Raw genomic sequence first — 17,468 nt, forward strand, 5'->3', positions numbered from 1 at the left:
GGGATGCTCCTTCTTCCAGGCGAGATCAACGATGAACCCGCATGCTGTGTTCTTCCTATGACAGGGGTGAGTCAGGTCTATGGGTCTGACAGGAACGGAATGCGAGGTCACAGTCGATCCCGCCCCGTGAACGCTCGGCTACGGTGAGAGGGTTTTCGCCCCGGGCGCTCAGCGTCCCCTCTCCCCAAGGTTTCCGCTCATGCTCGACCTTCCCGGCGCCTGGCGCCGCACCGCTCTCGGCGCCGGCCTCATCGCCCCCGACGGCACCTCGGTTCCCACGATCTTCGCCGAGATGACGGCGCTGGCCGCCTCCACGGGGGCGCTCAACCTCGGTCAGGGGTTCCCCGACGAAGACGGCCCCGAGGTCGTGCTCGAGGCCGCGCGTCGCGCGATCGCCGACGGCCTCAACCAGTACGCGCCCGGGCGCGGATTCCCCGACCTGCTCGCCGCGATCGCCGAACACCAGCAGCGGTTCTACGGTCGAGAGCTCGACCCCGCCCGCGAGGTGCTGGTCACGGTGGGGGCGACCGAAGCCCTCTCCGCGACGCTGCTCGCGCTCATCGACGGCCCCGACGACGAGGTCGTCGTCTTCGAGCCGTACTACGACTCCTACGCCGCGTGCGTCGCACTGGCCGGAGCCCGGCTCGTGCCCGTGCCCCTGCGTTGGCCCGACTTCCAACCCGACCTCGAGGCGCTGGCATCCGCGGTGTCGGACCGCACCCGCGTCATCCTGATCAACGACCCGCACAACCCCACCGGCACCGTCTTCTCTCGCGAGGTGCTCGACGAGGTCGTTCGCCTGGCCCACCGCCACGACGCGATCATCGTCACCGACGAGGTCTACGAGCACCTCGTGTTCGACGGCCCGCACGTGCCGATCGCGACGCTCCCCGGTGCGGCCGAGCGGACCCTGTCGATCTCGTCGGCGGGCAAGACCTTCTCGCTCACCGGCTGGAAGACCGGCTGGGTGACCGGCCCCGCCGAGCTGGTGTCGGCGGTGCTGACGGTGAAGCAGTTCCTGACGTACGTCGGCGGCTCCCCGTTCCAGCCGGCGATCGCGGCGGGCCTGCGTCTTCCCGACGCGTTCTTCGCGTCGGTCGCGGCCGAGATGAAGGCCAAGGCGCACCTCCTCGGCACGGGCCTGCGCGAGGCGGGCTTCGAGGTGGGGAACCCCGGCGGCTCGTACTTCACGGTGGTGGATGCCGCCCCGCTCGGCGCCACCGACGCCGATGCGTTCTGCCGCGAGCTGCCCGCCCGCGCCGGGGTCGTCGGCATCCCGCTCACCGCGTTCGTGTCGCCCGAGCACCGGGCGGACTACGCCACGCTCGTGCGGTTCGCCGCGTGTAAGAAGGTCGAGGTGCTGGCCGAGGCGGCCGAGCGCCTCGCCTCCCTCTCGCGGGCCTAGAGCGCGGACCCCCTCAGCGCGGGGTGACGCGGAAGCGGCGCAGCTCGAGCGCCGGGTTCACGCGCCGCACCCGGTCGATCATGCCCGGGTCGAGATGAGCGACGGCGACATCGGTGGCCGTGCCGATGGTGGCCAGCGGCACACCCTGCGGATCGATGACCATCGAGTGCCCCACGCCGATGGGCGGCGGGTGATCGGCGCCGGCGACGAAGAACGTGTTCTCGATCGCGCGGGCCCGCAGGAGCGTCTGCCAGTGGTCCTCCTTGAGCGGACCGCGCACCCACTCCGCCGGCACGAGCGCAACGTCGACGCGGGCGTCGGCGAGGGTACGCGCGACCTCGGGGAAACGCAGGTCGTAACAGGTCATGAGCCCGAAGCGCAGACCGTCGGCCTCGAACGTCTCGGGCGGGGCGATCTCGCCCGGTGCCACCCAGTCGGACTCGCGCTGCCCGAACGCGTCGTACAGGTGCAGCTTGCGGTACACGGCCCGGATGCCATCGCCCCCGACGGCCACGACCGCGTTGCGCACGCGCCGACCGTCGTCGGCCCGCTCCACGAGTCCCGCGACCAGCACGACGTCGAGCTCGGCAGCGAGCGCGCCCAGGGCCGCGACGAAGGGACCGTCGAGGTCTTCGGCGTTCTCGGCGAGCGACGTGTCGAACGGGTCGACGAAGTAACTCGAGTACTCGGGGAACACCACCACGCGCGCGCCGCGGGCGGCGGCCGTCCGCGCCAGGCCGTCGATGGCGTCGAGGTTCCCCTCCTTCGAAGCCGACGGGGCGAACTGCGCCACCGCCACGCCCATGCTCTCGTGCGTCATCCGCGCTCCTTCTCGCCGCCGACCCCGCGCAAGATCGCCGGGCCCACGACCCACAGTACGAGGATCACGGCGATCCGCACGACCTCGGAGGGAGGGCCACGCGGGCATCGTCGGTGGGGGCGGCATCCCCGCATTTCGGCCCGCCCTGAGGACCGGAATCGACGCCGATTAGACACGCACCAAAACCCATGCTAGGTTTATCTCTTGTGCCGCGGGGTGGAGCAGTTCGGTAGCTCGCTGGGCTCATAACCCAGAGGTCGCAGGTTCAAATCCTGTCCCCGCAACAAAAGAAGGCCCCGGATCATCTGATCCGGGGCCTTCGTCATGTCCGGAGCACTCGCGCGCGACCGCCCCCACGAGCGACCGGGCCCCGTCGCGGAGGCGACGAGACCCGGCCGTTTCGAGCGTCAGCCCGCGGCGGGATAGGCCGTGATCGTGCGCACCGTGACCGTCTTGCCGTCGACCACGCCGGTCGCCTCGACGGTGACCTCCCCCGCCGGCATCGCCGACAGTCGGGAGTTCATCGACGCGCTCGCCACGGCCCCGGGCTTGACCGCCGTGAAACGCTTCGTGCCGTAGGGCGTGGTGATCGTGACATCCACCGGCACCTCGTCGCCGTTCGTCACGGCGACGGTGAGGTACTGCTTTCCGGCGAGCACCCGGGTCGAGGTCGACACCGCGACGTCGAGGGAGGGAGCGGGCGCGGGCTCGGACAGCGCGTCCAGCGCCGACGTCAGCGCCTCGACGGCGGCGGCGAACTGCTCGTACGCGGCGTCGGCGGGAACGGCGCGGGCGACCGCCAGGGCGTCGTTCACCGCCGTGACGCGCTCGGGCGCGTGGGCGGTCGGATCGATCGCCTCCGCCCGCGCGATGAGAGCCGGCAGCTGCCGGACCACCGCGTACTCGAGCTGCGCGGTCGCGAGGGCGAGGACGCGCTGCGCCTCGTCCGCGGCATCCTGGGTGACATCGGCGGCAGCGGCGACTCGCGTCGCTTCGTCGAGCGCGGCACGGAACACCGCGAAGTCGATCGAAACGTACCGGTCTTCGTCGGCGGCGAGCGCGTTCCCCTCGGCGATGGCCGCCTCCAGCGCCGTGAGGTCGACCTCGGGACCGTCCTGCGGCGCGGTACCGAACTCGAACCACTGCAGGTTGGCGACGTAGTTGAATTCCTGACCGACGACGGCATCCGTCCGCATCACGACGAGGAGCGTGTGCGCTCCCGAGACCGGGGTGTCGAGCTTCGCCGTCGTCGCGACATAGGTGCCCCACGCGCCGGTCTTCGGCAGCAACACGGTTCCGACCTTCGCCGCGTCGGTCACCTCGTCGAGGTAGAACTCGAGGCGGCTGTTGTTGCCGACCCGCTCGTCGCGCGTCGAGGCGTTCACCGTGACGTGCGTGAGGGGCGCCGCGCCCAGGTCGCGAGCCGTGTAGGTCAGCTGACCGCCGTCCCAGGTGCCGCCGACGTTGCCCGCCGGTGCCGCTCCGCCCTCCTTCTTCAGGCCGTTGCCGTTGTCGGCGTCGTAGGTCTCCGCCTCGACCCGCACGGGCGCGGCCGGTTGCTCCGCGTCGTCGGCCGTGGGGAGGAACTGGAACCAGTCGACGTTCACGACCCACGAGTTCGGCTGCGTCGTGTCGGGCGTTCCGCCGAATACGGCGTAGAGGCGGTTCGACCCCGACAGCACGCTCGGGTCGGCGATGGCCGCCTCGACGGTCGTGTACGTGCCCCACGATCCCGTGGGGGCAACTTCCACCCGGGCGGCGACGGGACCGTCGACGGCTCCCACGCGCACCTCGATGAACTCGCCCGTGGCGCTGTCGCTGGGGTGGTTCGAGTAGCGCATCCGCACGCGCAGCGGCTCGACGCCGGCGAAGTCGACACCGTCGAACGCGATCCAGGCGCCCGCCTGGGTGCCGTTCACGGCGCCGAACGGCGCGCCACTGGAGTCGGTGCCGGATTCGGTGCCGAGGCGTCCGCCCGAGGAGGCTTCGAAGTCCTCGGCCTGGAACACGCGATACGCCGTCTCGACGATGCGGAGGCCCTCGATCGCCCGCGTGAGTCCGGCGAGTGCCGACTCCAGCGCGTCACCGCTGGCGGCGGCGTCGGCGAGAACGTCGCGGGCGGTCGTGCGGGCGCCGGTGAACGCGGCGAACGAGGCCGCCGAGTAGGCACCGCGGACCACCAGATCGGCGTCGGCGACGACCGCGGCGAGCTTGTCGCGCCACTGCGGGTCGCGCTCGAGCACGAGCGTGCCGAGACCCGAAACCCCGTCACCGCGCACGCTTGTCGCGGGCGTTCCCGCGAACGCCGCGTCGGAGAAGTCGAGCGTGAAGGCCGCACGCTGCACCGGGCCCATCGACCCCCTCAACCGCAGGGTCGCCGTGTCGGCCGCCGTTCGTACGACGGACACGGTCACGCCCGAGGGAAGTCCCGGCAGGGTGAGTGCGCGGTCCGCGACCAGGTCGCGACCGGCGGAACCTGCGAAGGTCGCTCCGCGCAGCGACAGCGTCGCCGTGGCGTCCACCGCACCGTCGGGCGCCGCCGCCAGGCGCGGAGTATCGATCGCGATGCTCGCCCCCTGGAAGGCGACCTTGACCGTGAACTCGCGCGTTCCGGTCGACGGCTGACGGGAGAACGCGCCGTTCGCGACGGTCACGACGAGATCGTCGATGCTGTCCATCGGAGACGACGCGGTGGCCCTTCCGGTCAGAGACAGCGTGACGCTGCGCGACCCGGTGCGCACCGCCTTCAGCGCGAGCCCCGCGGGGACGTTCTGGGCGGTGATGGATGCCGACAGGTCGGCGCCGTTCGCGCCGGCGAACGTGCCGTTGGCGAGGGTCAGGTCGATCGAGTTGCCGATCGATCCGTCTCCGGCCCCCGCCTCGGTGAACAGACGCGACGACACCGCGATGGCGCTGATCGGGTCGTAGCGCGAGCTCGGGAGCTCGTCGCTGAGCGACGACGAGGCCACCGAGTCGGCGGCCCACGTCGAGGCCGTGTCGCCCATGCGGAACGACAGCTCGCCGCCCGCGGTGAGCTGGTCGTACGTGACCCATGTGCGGTCAAAGTTCTGGCCGTTGAGCGTCGCCGACTGGATGAAGTAGTCGTCGGGCGAGACGCCGTCGGCCGAGATGTCGAACGTGCGACCGGACTCGTAGGCGATCCGCACGTTCTCGAAGAACGGCGTCCCGATCTGGTACTCGTCCGAGCCGGCGAGCACCGGGAACAGCCCCAGTGCGGCCGAGACGAACATCGACGACATGGTGCCGGTGTCGTTGTCCATCGTCGGGAGGAACCCCTGCGGACTGTTCTTGTACACCTGGGTCTTCACCGGAGGCGTGAACTCCCCGCCGCCCGAGGGGTACTCGTGGGTGCTGCCCGTGGCGATGTACCGGTTCCACGTCTGCTTGGTGTAGATGTCGCGCACCCACTCCTGCGTACGCGAGGGCGCACCGACGTAGTTGAACAGATACGGCGCCTGCAGGTCGATCTCGTTCGCGTTGGCGTGCAGCATCCGGCGACCGTCGTCGGGCGCGTGCTCGCCGAACATGAAGCTCAGGGCCTTACGGGTCGTCTCCTCGCCGCCCATCTTCTGGATGAGACCGCCCATGTCGTTCGCGGCGTACCAGTGGTACTGCCACAGGGTGCCCTGGTAGACGTTGCCCGCTTCGAACCGCTCGGGGTCAGCGTCGTTCCACGCCCCGTTGCCGTTCTTGGGGAAGATGAGGCCCGTCCGGGTGCCATCCGCCAGGGTGACGGCATCCGGCTTGAAGATGTTCGTCCAGTTCGCGGCGCGCAGCCGGTAGTCGGCGGCCTCCTGCGTCTTGCCCAGCTCCTCGGCGATCGTCGCCATGGCCCAGTCGTCATAGGCGGTTCCGAGCGTGTCGTCGACCTCGTTCGCGATGTACCCGCGGCGCACGTTGTCGGCGTTGGCATACCCGCCCGCCGACTGCGACACCAGCGCCGGCCACGCCTGCGACAGGCCGCGCAGCTGCGCCCCCTTCGCGATCGCGTCGGCCACGACCACGGCCGCGCGCTCGAAACGCACGGTGGGCACGGAATGGGTCACGTTCGACAGCGATCCGCGTCCCGTCGACGCGAACGTCGCGTAGAGGTCGACGATCGACTGCGCCTGGTCGCGGAAGACCTCGGGGTAGCCGATGGCGAGCACCTCGTACTTGCGGAAGTCGTCCCAGAACCCCCAGCCGTCGTAGTGGGTGTAGCCGTCGGCGGTGTGCACCTGCCCGTCCAGACCCCGGTAGGTACCGCTCGTGCTCGTCGCGTTCACCGGCGAGCCGAACATGCGGTACAGGTGCGTGTAGAAGAGGGTCGTGAGCTCCCCCGTCGGGTCGCTCGTGGCCGACGACGTCACGTCGAGACGGCCGAGAAGGGCGTTCCACGCGGCCTTCGTGTCGGTACGGACCTGCTCGAAGGAGCGCTCCCCCATCTCGGCGGCCAGGTCGATCTTGGCCTGCGCGACACTGATCGGCGACACCGCGACCTTCAGGCCCACCTGCGCGCCCGCCGCGACGTCGAACTCGACGACGGCACCGATGTCGGTGCCCTCCTGGTGCGCGGTCCCCGAGAGTGCCCCGTTACCGCCCCACGTGCGCGTGCTGGCGGCGGCCGCGGTGGACTCCACGTGGTAGTACATCGTGTAGTCGTAGCCGTTGAAATGGCCGGTGAACGCGCCCGAGAGCGCGACGCGGCCGTCCGGAAGCGTCGCGTAGTCGAGCGTCGCGCCGCGGCGGCTCGTGAAGTTGTTGCGCAGGTCGAGCACGAGCGACGCCGTACCCGCCTGGGGGAACGTGAAGCGGTCCTGACCGGTACGCACATCGGTCGTCGCCTCGGCGCGGATCGCCCCGCCGGCGACGCCCAGGTCGACGCCGTAGTAGCCGGGCTCGGCATCCTCGGTGGCGTGGGTGAAGTCCTTGGCGTACGAGCCCGTCCCGGGGCGAGCGGTGTAGCGCTCGTAGGTCGGGACGACCAGCAGGTCACCGCCCGCACCGGAGCCGCCGACACCGTTCAGATTGGTGTGCGTGAAGCCCGCGATCTGATCCTCGGCGTAGTCGTACCCGCTGTGCGAGCGACCCGAGACCGTCAGGGGGTTGATCTTCACGAGCGAGTTCGGGGCCTCGGCGCCCACGAGATCTTGTCCGAAGTCGTCTTCGGTCGAGACGAACGGGTTCACGGACGCGGTGCGGTCGACGGGCGCGGAGGCCGCGGCCGGCCGAACGGCGACCGGTTCGGCGGCCGCCGCGCTGAGCGGCAGGCCGGCGCTCAGAAGCGCAATGGCCGTGCCCGCGGCGAGGAACCGCAGGGAGGCAGAGGGGAGAGACATGGGCGGGAATTCTCCAGGTGTAGGGGCTCGATCAGGAACGCCGGGGTGCTCCCGCGGCGCAGAACGGGGCCTGCGCCGCGGGAGCCGGAGGGCAGAGGCGTCAGCCCGCTGCCGGGTAGGAGGCCGACTTCGTGACGGTGACCGTCTCGTCGCCCACCGTTGCGGTGACCTGCGCGGTGATCTCACCGGCGGGGAGGGACCGCAGGCGCGAGTTCATCGCTACGCTCACCGACGCGCCGGGCTTGACGGCCGCGAACGACTTCGTCCCGTAGGGCGTCGTGACGACGACGTCGACCGGCACGGCCTCGTTGTTGGTCACGGTGGCCGTGACGTACTGCTTGCCACCGATGGCGCGCGTGGACGCCGACGCCGTGACGTCGAGATCGGCCGCGGCATCCGCCTTGCGGAGCACGACCTCGTCGACGACGCTGTTCACCGGGTTGGCGGCACCGTTGGCCTGGCTGCGCAGGGTGCGGATCGTGATCGACTCGTCGGTCACCTCGACCGCCGAGTAGTTGCGCACGCGCTCCTGGTTCCACACCGAGGACCACCACTTGTCGATGTTGGTGTTGTAGTTGTAGTACTTCGAGCCGCTCGCCGAGTTGGCCGTGACATAGAGCACCTCGCCGGGCTCGGCGACGACCTCCTCGGCCGCCTCCTGCTCCGCCGGGTCGGCCAGCTTGCCGTCCTTGATCAGGTAGCTGCGCGTGTACTGGTGGTCGTGGCCCATCAGGACGAGGTCGATCCCGAGCTTCGAGATCTGCTGGGGCATCGCGTTGCGACGGTCGATGATGTCGCCGTCCGTCGCGTGGATGGCCGTCGAGTAGATCGAGTGGTGGAACGCGAGCACCTTCCACGAGACCTTGTCACCCTGCTCCGCTACGACCTTGTCGAGCCACGCGTTGTGCGAGGCGTAGTCGCGGCTGTTGGAGTTCAGGTTGAGGAAGAGCACGTCCTTGTAGATGAACCAGTAGTCACCCCCCGACGACGAACCGCTGGTGGCGGCTCCCGCCGTGAGGTCCTCGTTCGGCACGTTGTAGTGCTGCTCGTACGCCTTCGACCCCACGTCGTGGTTGCCGTTGGTCGCGACGAACGGGATGCTGCGCATCTGCTCGGGCTTGAGCACCGAGGTGTACTCGTTCTCGTTGCCGGCGCTCTCGACCTGGTCTCCCGCGGAGAAGAGCATCTCGGCATCCGGGTAGGTCTGCGACGCGACGTTGAGGGTGTCGATCCAGCCCGCCTCGTCGTTCGCGAGGTTGCCCGAGGCGCCGACCTGCGGGTCGCCGAAGAAGAGGAAGTCGAAGTTGCCGTCGAAGCCCCGCGTGCGGAAGGTGGACACGGGCGACCAGCCGGTCGCCTCGTCGCCGACCCGGTAGGCGTACTCGGTGTTTTCCTTCAGGCCCGACAGGGTGGCGTCGCGGAAGTACTCGCCGCTCGAGGTCGCCCCACCCGCGGTGACCGGGAAGGTCTGAGCGGATGCCGGGAAGACGCCATCCACGACGGCGGACTTCTCGGCCAGCTGAGCGACCTGGGGGACGTCGACGTTCGAGTACCAGACGAGGGTGCGCTCCTGCTCGGTCGCCCCGACGCCGAGAAGGAGGTCCGTGATCTTCGCGGTCGTCACGACCTGCTTCTCGACCGGGACGATGCTCGTGAGGTCGAAGAAAATGTCGCTGCTGGTCTCGCGGTCCTGGTACAGCGCGACGGCGATCTGGTTCTCGCCGGCGACGAGCGCCGAGGCGGGGATGCGGATCGTGCTGGTCACCGGGCTACCGGCGCTCACGCCCGCGTAGGTGAGGTTCTGGTTCGCGGCGCCGTTCACGCGGTCGTCGGCGAAGCCGGCGACCTTCTGCCCGTTGACGTACACGCGGACGGCATCGTCGTACCGCAGCTCGGCCTGCAGCGCGTCCAGCTGCTCGAGCTCCTCGTCCGAGATGGTCACGTCGGCACGGAAGTGGTACGTCGGGACCGTGTTGGCCGAGCCCGTCTGCGCGTACTGCAGCAGGGTCTTGGCGACGAAGCCGTTGCCCAGGTCCGCGACTCCGCGCTTGGAGCCGAAGGGACCGGTGGACTCCTTCCACGCGGTGTCGTCGAACGCCGACGTCGTCCACGACAGTGTGCCGTCACCGGACGGGTCTGTGCCGTTGTCCGAGAACCGCCACGGCGAGTCGCTCGTCAGGTAGGTGTCGGGCAGGTCGACGGGCGCGGCGGGACCGAACTCGAAGTAGTCGAAGTTGGCCACGTAGTTGCGACGGCCGGGGATGTCGTCGACGTGCATGACGATGACGACGTCGTGAGTTCCCGTGACGGTCGAGCTCAGGTCGACGGTCGTGTTGCGCCAGTTGCCCCAGCCGCCCGTCGTGGGGATCGTCACGTCGGCGATCTTGTTGGCCGCGACCGCCTCGTCGAGGAAGATCTCCAGGCGCGGGTTCGCACCGATGGCGTCGTCGCGCGTGGCCGCACGCACCGTGAGCGTGCCCATACGGTCGGCGAAGTTCACGTCGTCCCATCGCACGACCGTGCCGTTGAAGGTGTTGCCGAGGTTGATCGACTCGCGCTTGAGGGCTTCGCCGTTGGGGTTGGACCCGCTGGTGAACTTCTCTCCCTCGAGGCGCAGGGGCTCGGCGGCCGCGGTGACCGCCGCGGCGGCGGTCGTTTCGGCGGCGGAGACGGGGAGGGCGGTCACCGCGAACGAGGCCGCGACCATCGAGGCCAGCACCGCTCCAGCGACGGTGCGCCGTACCGCCTTGTGTGCGGTATCTGCGCGGACGGTGTCCGCGCTCACGTCGGAAATAGGCAAGGGAATGCTCCGTTCTGCAGTACGTGGGGAGGCGCGCGAGCGCGCCGTCCTCACGCTCCCGAACGCGGGTGGCCTCCCGTCGGCGGCGAAGTGAACGCCGCCTGGCCTGCCCCTGTCGGCGGCTCCCTACCCCGCATCTCCCCCGGGAAGGCGGAGCACGACCCCCGAAACCCCCGACATCACGGCCGACAGGCCCGACGACGTCGCCTCCGCCGCGCGCGCCGCGGTCACGGCCGCATCGTCGAGCTCCCCGTCGGCCGGGGCGCCCGATCCGCGCGAGGTCGCCCCCTCCCACACCACGGCGGTGACGTTGGCGGTGGGCTCGGCCAGCTGCGCTCCCAACAGCAGGAAGTCCTGGTCCAGCACCTGCGACGACCCGTACGCGAAGACGTCTACATCTCCCGGGCCGAGACCGACCACGATGTGCGGCTCGCTCGCGACCGCCTCCCGGAACGCCGCCTCGAGGGATGCCGCGTCGTCGGTGGCAACGAACTCCTCGACCTCGAGCCCGTGCTCCTGTGCGAACCCTCGCACGGCGTCCCGCAGCACGCGCGTCGCGGGGCCGTCGTCGGGGATGACGGCGGCAATTCTCACCCCCCGCAGCGCGGCGACGTCGGTGGGCGGCGTCGCCTCGATCGTGCGGCCGGGGGCGGGGGACGCCTCGTCGGCCGGCGCCACGGCGGCCGACGACGCCGGAGCAGGCTCGGCGGCGGGACCGTCGGCGACGGGTGCGACGCACGCCGCGAGGATCACGGCGAGCGCGCCCCCGACGGCGAGGGCAGCGAGTCGGCGAGGGAGGGAGGGGCCGGCGATCACCGCGCCAGTGAACACCCGCCGTGTCCGACCCGGGTGGCGCGCCGGTGACCGGTGGGTGAAACCACCGACCCGCGAGCGGATCACCGCACCGCGCGTCAACCCGCCCGGCGATGTCGGCGCCACACGCTTGACTGGAACCATGACCCAGACGACGAGCCCGGTCATATGATCGACGGCCGCCTCCTGCAGAGCGCGCGTGAGCCCGCCCCCGTCGAGGTCGCGCCGCCGCGCATCTTCGACGAGCGGCTCCGCGGCGTCCTCTCCCCCGACGCCCGCCTCCTCTCCCTCTATGCCGACGCCACGTGGGCCGAGGGGCCGGTGTGGTGGCCGAACGAGAACGTCCTCGTCTTCAGCGACGTCGTGGGCCGCCGCACGCTCGCCTGGCACGAAGACGGCAGCGTCGTCGCCGTCGTCGACCCGTCGGCGTTCGCCAACGGCAACGCGGTGGATGCCGAGGGCCGCCTCCTGCACGCCGAACAGGGTCGGCGTGCCCTCAGCCGCACCGACGCCCGGGGAACGCACGTGCTCGCCGACACCTACGACGGGATGCCGCTGAACTCGCCGAACGACCTCGTCGTCGATTCCACGGGAGCGGTGTGGTTCACCGACCCGACGTACGGCATCTCCGACCCGCGGGAGGGGTACCCCGCTGAATCGGCGCTCGGGCACCAGAGCGTGTACCGGTGGCGCGAAGGACACGCCCTGGAACGCATGATCGACCTTGATACGCCGAACGGCCTGGGCTTCAGCCCCGACGAGAAGACCCTCTACATCGCGGAATCCCGCGCCGACGGCCTCCCCCGCGTCGTCGCCTGCTCCTGGGACGGCGAGACCCTCGGCGCCGCTCACACGTTCGCGACGGTGGATGCCGGCATCCCGGACGGATTGGCGGTGGACCGGCGCGGGTGGCTGTGGATCAGCAGCGAAGCCGGCGTCGTGATCGTCGACGACGCGGGAGCACGGATGGGCGTGATCCCGACGCCCCACGTCGTGAGCAACTGCGCGTTCGATACCGATCAGCGTCGTCTCTTCCTCACCGGCGACGGCAACCTGTGGATGCTGGAGGTGCAATGAGCGAGGTGGAGATGACGCGGATCCCGGCGGGACGCGTGCTGCGCGGCGACCAACGCGGACAGGAGCGGCGGGAGATCGTCGTGGAGGCGTTCGATCTCGCCGTGTACCCGGTCACCGAGGAGCAGATGGCGGACGTGCTCGGGGTCGCGGCGCAGAATCCGCGACGACCGGCCGTGCGGGTGAGCTGGCTCCGAGCGATCCGGTTCTGCAACGCGCTGTCGGAGTGGGAGGGCCGCGATCCGGTCTATTCGTACGACGGCGAGGTCGTCGATTGGGACGCCGAGGCCGACGGCTTCCGTTTGCCGACGGAGGACGAGTGGGAGTATGCCTGCCGCGCCGGATCGACGGGGTCGACGTACGGGCCGGTCGCCGAGATCGCCTGGACCGCGGACGACGGCGTGCGCGGCCCGATGGAGGTCGGAGGACGACTCCCCAACCTTCACGGACTGTTCGACATGCTCGGCAACGTCTCGGAGTGGTGCTGGGACCCGTTCGACCCCGAGTCCGGCGACGCGCGTGTGTTCCGGGGCGGAGGGTGGAGCGACGCGCGTGCCGTGGTGCGCGCGTCTGCACGACGGGGGGCCGGTCCTCGAGCGGTGTTCGACGATGTCGGTCTGCGCGTCGCGCGCGGCGCGCTCACCCGGTCGGGCTGATGGCGTCGCTGAGCCCGTCGATGAAGTCGACAATGGTGTCCAATTGCGCGTCGGAGTATCGGTCGGCGACATCGCGCATGGCCAGGAGGTGAGCGCCGAAGTGGCGGAAGAACTCGGTGCGCGATTTCTGCGTGAGCACGACCACGCGTGCGCGGCCGTCCGAGGGGTGCGGACGCCGTTCGACATGGCCCGAGGCAGCCAAGCGGTCGAGGAGCTTGGTCGTCGAGGCGGTGGAGATCCGCAGGTGCGACGCGACGTCGTGCGGACTGACCATTTCGCCGCGCTGCTCCCGGATAATGAGCATGCGCAGTGTCGACAGGTCGCTGGCGTTCATGTCCATATCGCCCTTCATGCCGCTGTTCATGCGGTCGAGAGCGTCGCTGAGTGCCCGGACCGCTTCGAGGGCCTTGAGGACGCCGGGCCGCCTACCAGAGAACGGATCACCGTTGCGCACAGTGGACACCTCCGTCGGGCTCTCGGTATAGTCGGCAGACATCGCTAGCTAAACTAGCAAATAGGAGGCACGATGAGCGAGACCGAGTATGTCGTCCTCCTGGACGACTGGGGCAACGAGATCGGCACGGCGCCGAAAGCCAGTGTGCACAGCACCGACACGGCACTGCACCTCGCGTTCTCGTGTCATGTCGTCAACTCCGACGGGAACGTGCTGGTCACCCGTCGTGCGCTCGACAAGAAGACCTGGCCGGGCGTCTGGACCAACTCGTTCTGCGGGCACCCCGGGCCCGCAGAGCCGGTCGTGCAGGCCGTGCACCGCCGGGCCGCGTTCGAGGTGGGGCTGACGCTCCGCGATGTCGAACTCGCGCTCCCCCAGTTCCGCTATCGGGCCGTCGACGCCAGCGGCATCGTGGAACACGAGATCTGTCCCGTGTACATCGCCCACACCGACGAAGAGCCCCGTCTGAACCCGTCGGAGGTCGCGGAGTCCCGCTGGGTGGATCCGGCCGACCTTGCCGCGGCGCTCGAGGCCACCCCGTGGGCGTTCAGCCCGTGGCTCGTTCTTCAGGCCCAGCAGCTTCACCTGTTCTCGCCGCCCGCGGCCATCCGGGCGGCCTCATGATCGCGCTGTCCACGACTCCCACAGCCCGCGCGGCCATCGACGAGGCCATCGACACGGTCATCGCGCGACTCGAACGCCGACTGCACGACCACGGAGAGGGCGCGCGAGCCCTGGCATCCGCCATCGGACGATCGACCACCGGGGGCAAGCGGTTCCGTCCCCTTCTCGTCGTCGCCGTCTTCGACACCCTCCGCGGGCGCGACAGCGATCGCGCGGCCGCCTACCAGGTCGCGGCGGCGTTCGAGCTGTTGCACACGGCGTTCGTCGTGCACGACGACGTCATCGATCACGACACCGAGCGCCGGGGCGTCCCCAACGTCAGCGGGGAGTTCCGTGCCCGTGGCGCCGATCGCGGGGCGGATGCCACCGGGGCGGCGCTTCTCGGAGACGCGGCCGGCATCCTCGCCGGCGACCTTCTCTTGCACGAGGCCGGACGACTGGTCGCCCTCGCCGACCTCCCGACGGGAGCCCGCGGCGAGCTGTTGCGACTGGTCGAGGATGCGGTGCTGATCTCGGCCGCGGGTGAGCTCGCCGACGTCGAGAACGCGGTGTCGGCCACCGACATCGACGCGGAGACCATCCTGCGGACGACGCACGACAAGACCGCGGTCTACTCGTTCTCGGCGCCGCTGGAGGCCGGCGCAGTCCTTGCCGGGGCCGACCGTCCGGTCCGCGCCGCGCTGCAGCGGTTCGGTCAGCGCCTCGGCCTGGCCTATCAGCTCGTCGACGACCTCATCGGCGCCTTCGGGAGCACGGAGCTTTCCGGAAAAGACGAGGGATGCGACCTGCGCGAGGCCAAGAAGACCCACCTGATCGTGCTCGCCCGTGAGACCGAGGCCTGGCCGACGGTCAGCGAAGCGCTGGCTCAGGCGCACACGGGCCCCGTCGCCATCCGCGCCGCCCAGCGCGCGCTGAGCGCGTCGGGGGCGCGGACCCGCCTGGAAGACCTCGTGCGCGACACCCTCGACGAAGCGCGCGCGATCGTGACGGCCTCCACGCTCCCCGATGAGTGCCGCGAGATGCTCCTCGACCTCGTCGACGCCGTGGAAGGGCGCGTTCCGTGAGCGCGAGCGTCACCGGCCTCACCCTGTACTCGCAGACGGCCGACGCCGCCGCCGCCGCGGTCATCCACCGCTACTCCACGTCGTTCGCCCTCGCCTGCCGCCTGCTCGGACCGCGTCCGCGCCCGCACGTGCGCAACATCTACGCCCTCGTCCGCGTGGCCGACGAGATCGTCGACGGACCGGCCCACGACGCCGGGCTCTCCCCCGCCCAGGAACGGGCCACTCTCGACGCCCTCGAGAACGAGGTGCGGGATGCCATCGCCTCGGGGTTCAGCGCCAACCTCATCGTGCACGCCTTCGCTCGGACCGCTCGTGAATGCGGCATCGGCGAGGACCTCATCGCCCCGTTCTTCGCGTCGATGCGGACCGACCTGGAGACCGCGGCCCACGACGACGCCTCGCACGACGCCTACGTCTACGGGTCGGCGGAGGTCGTGGGGCTCATGTGTCTGCAGGTGTTCCTCAACGCCGGCATGTCCGCGCCCGCGCGTCCGGCTCCCGATCTCGTCGACGGGGCGCGGCGCCTCGGGGCGGCGTTCCAAGACGTGAACTTCCTCCGCGATCTCGACGACGACGCCGAGCGTCTGGGCCGCGACTACCTCGACGGGGCAGCGGGAGACGATCGACGTGTCGCCGTGCTCGACCGGATCGACGCCGACCTCGCCGCCGCGGCATCCACCATTCCCCACCTCCCGCCCGACTGTCGCCGCGCGGTCACCGCCGCGCACGACCTGTTCGCGGAACTCTCCCGGCGCCTGCGCCGGACTCCCGCGGGCGCACCACGCGTCCGCGTGCCCGACGGCGTGAAGGCGACACTCGCCGCACGCGCCTTCCTCGGACGCCCACCGAAAGGGGCCCAGTCATGACCTCGCAGCGCATCGTCGTCGTCGGAGGAGGGATCGCCGGCCTCGGCACGGCCGCCCTGCTGGCCGACCAGGGTCATGAGGTGCACCTGTTCGAGGGGCGCGACCAGCTCGGCGGACGCGCCGGTTCGTGGGAGAGCGACGGTTTCCGGTTCGACACCGGCCCCAGCTGGTACCTCATGCCCGAGGTGTTCGACCACTTCTTCCGCCTCCTGGGCACGAGCGCCGCCGAACAGCTCGACCTCGTTCGCCTCGACCCGGCGTACCGCGTCTACGGTCCTCCCGGAAAGGGCGACCCGATCGACATCGTCTCGGGCCGAGAGGAGGTACGGGCACTCTTCGAGCAGCACGAGCCCGGTTCGGGCGACAAGATCGACGCCTACCTCGAATCGGCGAAGGACGCCTACGAGCTCTCGACGTCGAAGTTCCTCTACGACCCGTACTCCTCCACGCAGGGCCTGCGCGACCCGGCGCTCGTCAAGCGGCTGCCGACGCTCGTGCCGCTCCTGACCCAGACGCTGTGGAAGCGTGTCACCCGCGACTTCGCCAACCCGCGGCTGCAGCAGATCCTCGCGTACCCGTCGGTGTTCCTCGGAGGCTCTCCGTTCGAGGTACCGAGCCTGTACCACCTCATGAGCCACCTCGATCTCGGCGATGGGGTGCTCTACCCGCGCGGCGGCTTCACCGAGATCATCGCCGCGATCGAGCGTCTCGCGCGTGAGCGCGGCGTGCAGATCGAAACCGGCGTGCCCGTCGAGGCGATCCTCACCGACGGGGGCATCGCCCGCGGCGTTCGCCTCGCCGACGGCCGCGTCGTCTCCGCTGACGCCGTCGTCTCGGGAGCCGACCTGCACCACACCGAGACCCAGCTGCTCGAAGAGGGTGACCGCCAGTACCCGGAGAAGTGGTGGAAGGATCGCGTCCCGAGCCCCGGGGCCCTGCTGCTCCTTCTCGGGGTCAAGGGCGAGCTCCCCCAGCTGACGCATCACACGCTCCTGTTCACCGACGACTGGCACACGAACTTCGACGCGATCTTCGGCGAGAACAAGCGCATCCCCGACCCGGCGTCGATCTACGTCTGCCGGCCCAGCGCGTCCGACGACTCGGTCGCACCCGAGGGCTACGAGAACCTCTTCGTGCTCGTCCCCGTCCCCGCAGACCCCGTCAGCGGTCGTGGCGGCATCGAGGGCGACGGCGACGCCCGGATCGAGGTGGCGGCCGACCGTGTCATCGCGCAGATCGCCGAGTGGACCGGCATCCCGGATCTCGCCGAGCGCATCGTGGTGCGCCGCACCATCTCGCCGGAGGACTTCGCCACCGATCTGCACGCCTGGCACGGCAACTCCCTGGGCCTCGCGCACACGCTCGGCCAGAGCGCGATCTTCCGCCCGAAGAACCGGTCCAAGAAGGTGCAGAACCTCTACTACGCCGGAACGTCGGTGCTGCCGGGGATCGGCCTGCCGATGTGCCTCATCTCGGCCGAGCTCGTCGTCAAGCGGATGACGGGCGACCGCACCGCGGGGCCCCTGACCGAGCCGGCGCACACGGCGGTGTGA

Annotated in this window: 12 protein-coding genes, 1 tRNA gene and 2 pseudogenes; 8 read left to right on the forward strand and 7 right to left on the reverse strand. The window is 70.3% G+C overall.

The features are described 5' to 3' along the window. Positions 1–199: 199 nt before the first annotated feature. A complete protein-coding gene (locus ACU6WY_RS08820; RefSeq protein WP_483819296.1) occupies positions 200–1,405 on the forward strand; it encodes an aminotransferase class I/II-fold pyridoxal phosphate-dependent enzyme in 1,206 nt (401 codons plus the stop codon). A gap of 13 nt (positions 1,406–1,418) precedes the next feature. On the opposite strand, the gene ACU6WY_RS08825 is transcribed toward ACU6WY_RS08820, so the two are convergent. Then, positions 1,419–2,225, reverse strand: a complete 807-nt coding sequence (locus ACU6WY_RS08825; RefSeq protein ID WP_483819297.1) for a carbon-nitrogen hydrolase family protein — start codon at positions 2,223–2,225, stop codon at positions 1,419–1,421. A 210-nt stretch (positions 2,226–2,435) separates the two neighbouring features. On the opposite strand from ACU6WY_RS08825, the gene ACU6WY_RS08830 reads away from it, so the two are divergent. Next, a tRNA-Met gene (locus ACU6WY_RS08830) sits at positions 2,436–2,509 on the forward strand. Between the two features lie 123 nt (positions 2,510–2,632). Here ACU6WY_RS08830 and ACU6WY_RS08835 read toward each other — a convergent pair. The 5 genes and pseudogenes from ACU6WY_RS08835 to ACU6WY_RS08855 all read right to left on the reverse strand — a co-directional run bounded on the left by ACU6WY_RS08835 (position 2,633) and on the right by ACU6WY_RS08855 (position 11,180). Beyond that, complete coding sequence (locus ACU6WY_RS08835; RefSeq protein WP_483821885.1) at positions 2,633–5,230, reverse strand: carbohydrate-binding protein; 2,598 nt, start codon at positions 5,228–5,230, stop codon at positions 2,633–2,635. 51 nt (positions 5,231–5,281) lie between these two features. Then, positions 5,282–6,670 (reverse strand): annotated as a pseudogene (locus tag ACU6WY_RS08840) (glycoside hydrolase domain-containing protein); the annotation flags it as partial. 102 nt (positions 6,671–6,772) lie between these two features. Continuing rightward, positions 6,773–7,564: pseudogene (locus ACU6WY_RS08845) on the reverse strand (hypothetical protein); the annotation flags it as partial. 100 nt (positions 7,565–7,664) lie between these two features. Then, positions 7,665–10,364 (reverse strand): fibronectin type III domain-containing protein, encoded by a 2,700-nt coding sequence (locus ACU6WY_RS08850; RefSeq protein ID WP_483819298.1) that lies wholly within the window; start codon positions 10,362–10,364, stop codon positions 7,665–7,667. A gap of 126 nt (positions 10,365–10,490) precedes the next feature. After that, on the reverse strand, positions 10,491–11,180 hold the full coding sequence (locus ACU6WY_RS08855; RefSeq protein WP_483819299.1) for a BMP family ABC transporter substrate-binding protein: 690 nt from the start codon (positions 11,178–11,180) through the stop codon (positions 10,491–10,493). 165 nt (positions 11,181–11,345) lie between these two features. Here ACU6WY_RS08855 and ACU6WY_RS08860 point away from each other — a divergent pair, with 165 nt between their 5' ends. Both ACU6WY_RS08860 and ACU6WY_RS08865 read left to right on the forward strand, forming a co-directional pair. Next, complete coding sequence (locus ACU6WY_RS08860; RefSeq protein ID WP_483819300.1) at positions 11,346–12,254, forward strand: SMP-30/gluconolactonase/LRE family protein; 909 nt, start codon at positions 11,346–11,348, stop codon at positions 12,252–12,254. Further along, a complete protein-coding gene (locus ACU6WY_RS08865) occupies positions 12,251–12,907 on the forward strand; it encodes a formylglycine-generating enzyme family protein (RefSeq protein ID WP_483819301.1) in 657 nt (218 codons plus the stop codon). The genes ACU6WY_RS08860 and ACU6WY_RS08865 overlap by 4 nt, the downstream gene beginning before the upstream one ends. On the opposite strand, the gene ACU6WY_RS08870 is transcribed toward ACU6WY_RS08865, so the two are convergent. Further along, complete coding sequence (locus tag ACU6WY_RS08870) at positions 12,891–13,403, reverse strand: MarR family winged helix-turn-helix transcriptional regulator (RefSeq protein ID WP_483819302.1); 513 nt, start codon at positions 13,401–13,403, stop codon at positions 12,891–12,893. The two genes, ACU6WY_RS08865 and ACU6WY_RS08870, sit on opposite strands and share 17 nt — an antisense overlap. A 30-nt stretch (positions 13,404–13,433) precedes the next feature. Here ACU6WY_RS08870 and idi point away from each other — a divergent pair, with 30 nt between their 5' ends. Genes idi through crtI form a run of 4 tightly spaced genes read left to right on the forward strand, consistent with a single transcriptional unit; the run spans position 13,434 to position 17,468 of the window. Next, positions 13,434–13,985 carry an isopentenyl-diphosphate Delta-isomerase gene (gene idi, locus ACU6WY_RS08875; RefSeq protein ID WP_483819303.1) on the forward strand — a complete coding sequence of 184 codons (552 nt, stop codon included), beginning with the start codon at positions 13,434–13,436 and terminating at the stop codon, positions 13,983–13,985. Continuing rightward, positions 13,982–15,049, forward strand: a complete 1,068-nt coding sequence (locus tag ACU6WY_RS08880; protein WP_483819304.1) for a polyprenyl synthetase family protein — start codon at positions 13,982–13,984, stop codon at positions 15,047–15,049. The genes idi and ACU6WY_RS08880 overlap by 4 nt, the downstream gene beginning before the upstream one ends. Further along, entirely contained in the window at positions 15,046–15,915 is an 870-nt protein-coding gene (locus tag ACU6WY_RS08885; RefSeq protein WP_483819305.1) for a phytoene/squalene synthase family protein, read from the forward strand. Before ACU6WY_RS08880 ends, ACU6WY_RS08885 begins: the two co-directional genes overlap by 4 nt. Continuing rightward, positions 15,912–17,468 (forward strand): phytoene desaturase family protein, encoded by a 1,557-nt coding sequence (crtI, locus tag ACU6WY_RS08890; RefSeq protein ID WP_483819306.1) that lies wholly within the window; start codon positions 15,912–15,914, stop codon positions 17,466–17,468. Before ACU6WY_RS08885 ends, crtI begins: the two co-directional genes overlap by 4 nt.

Source organism: Microbacterium sp. ZW3a (genome assembly GCF_057167165.1).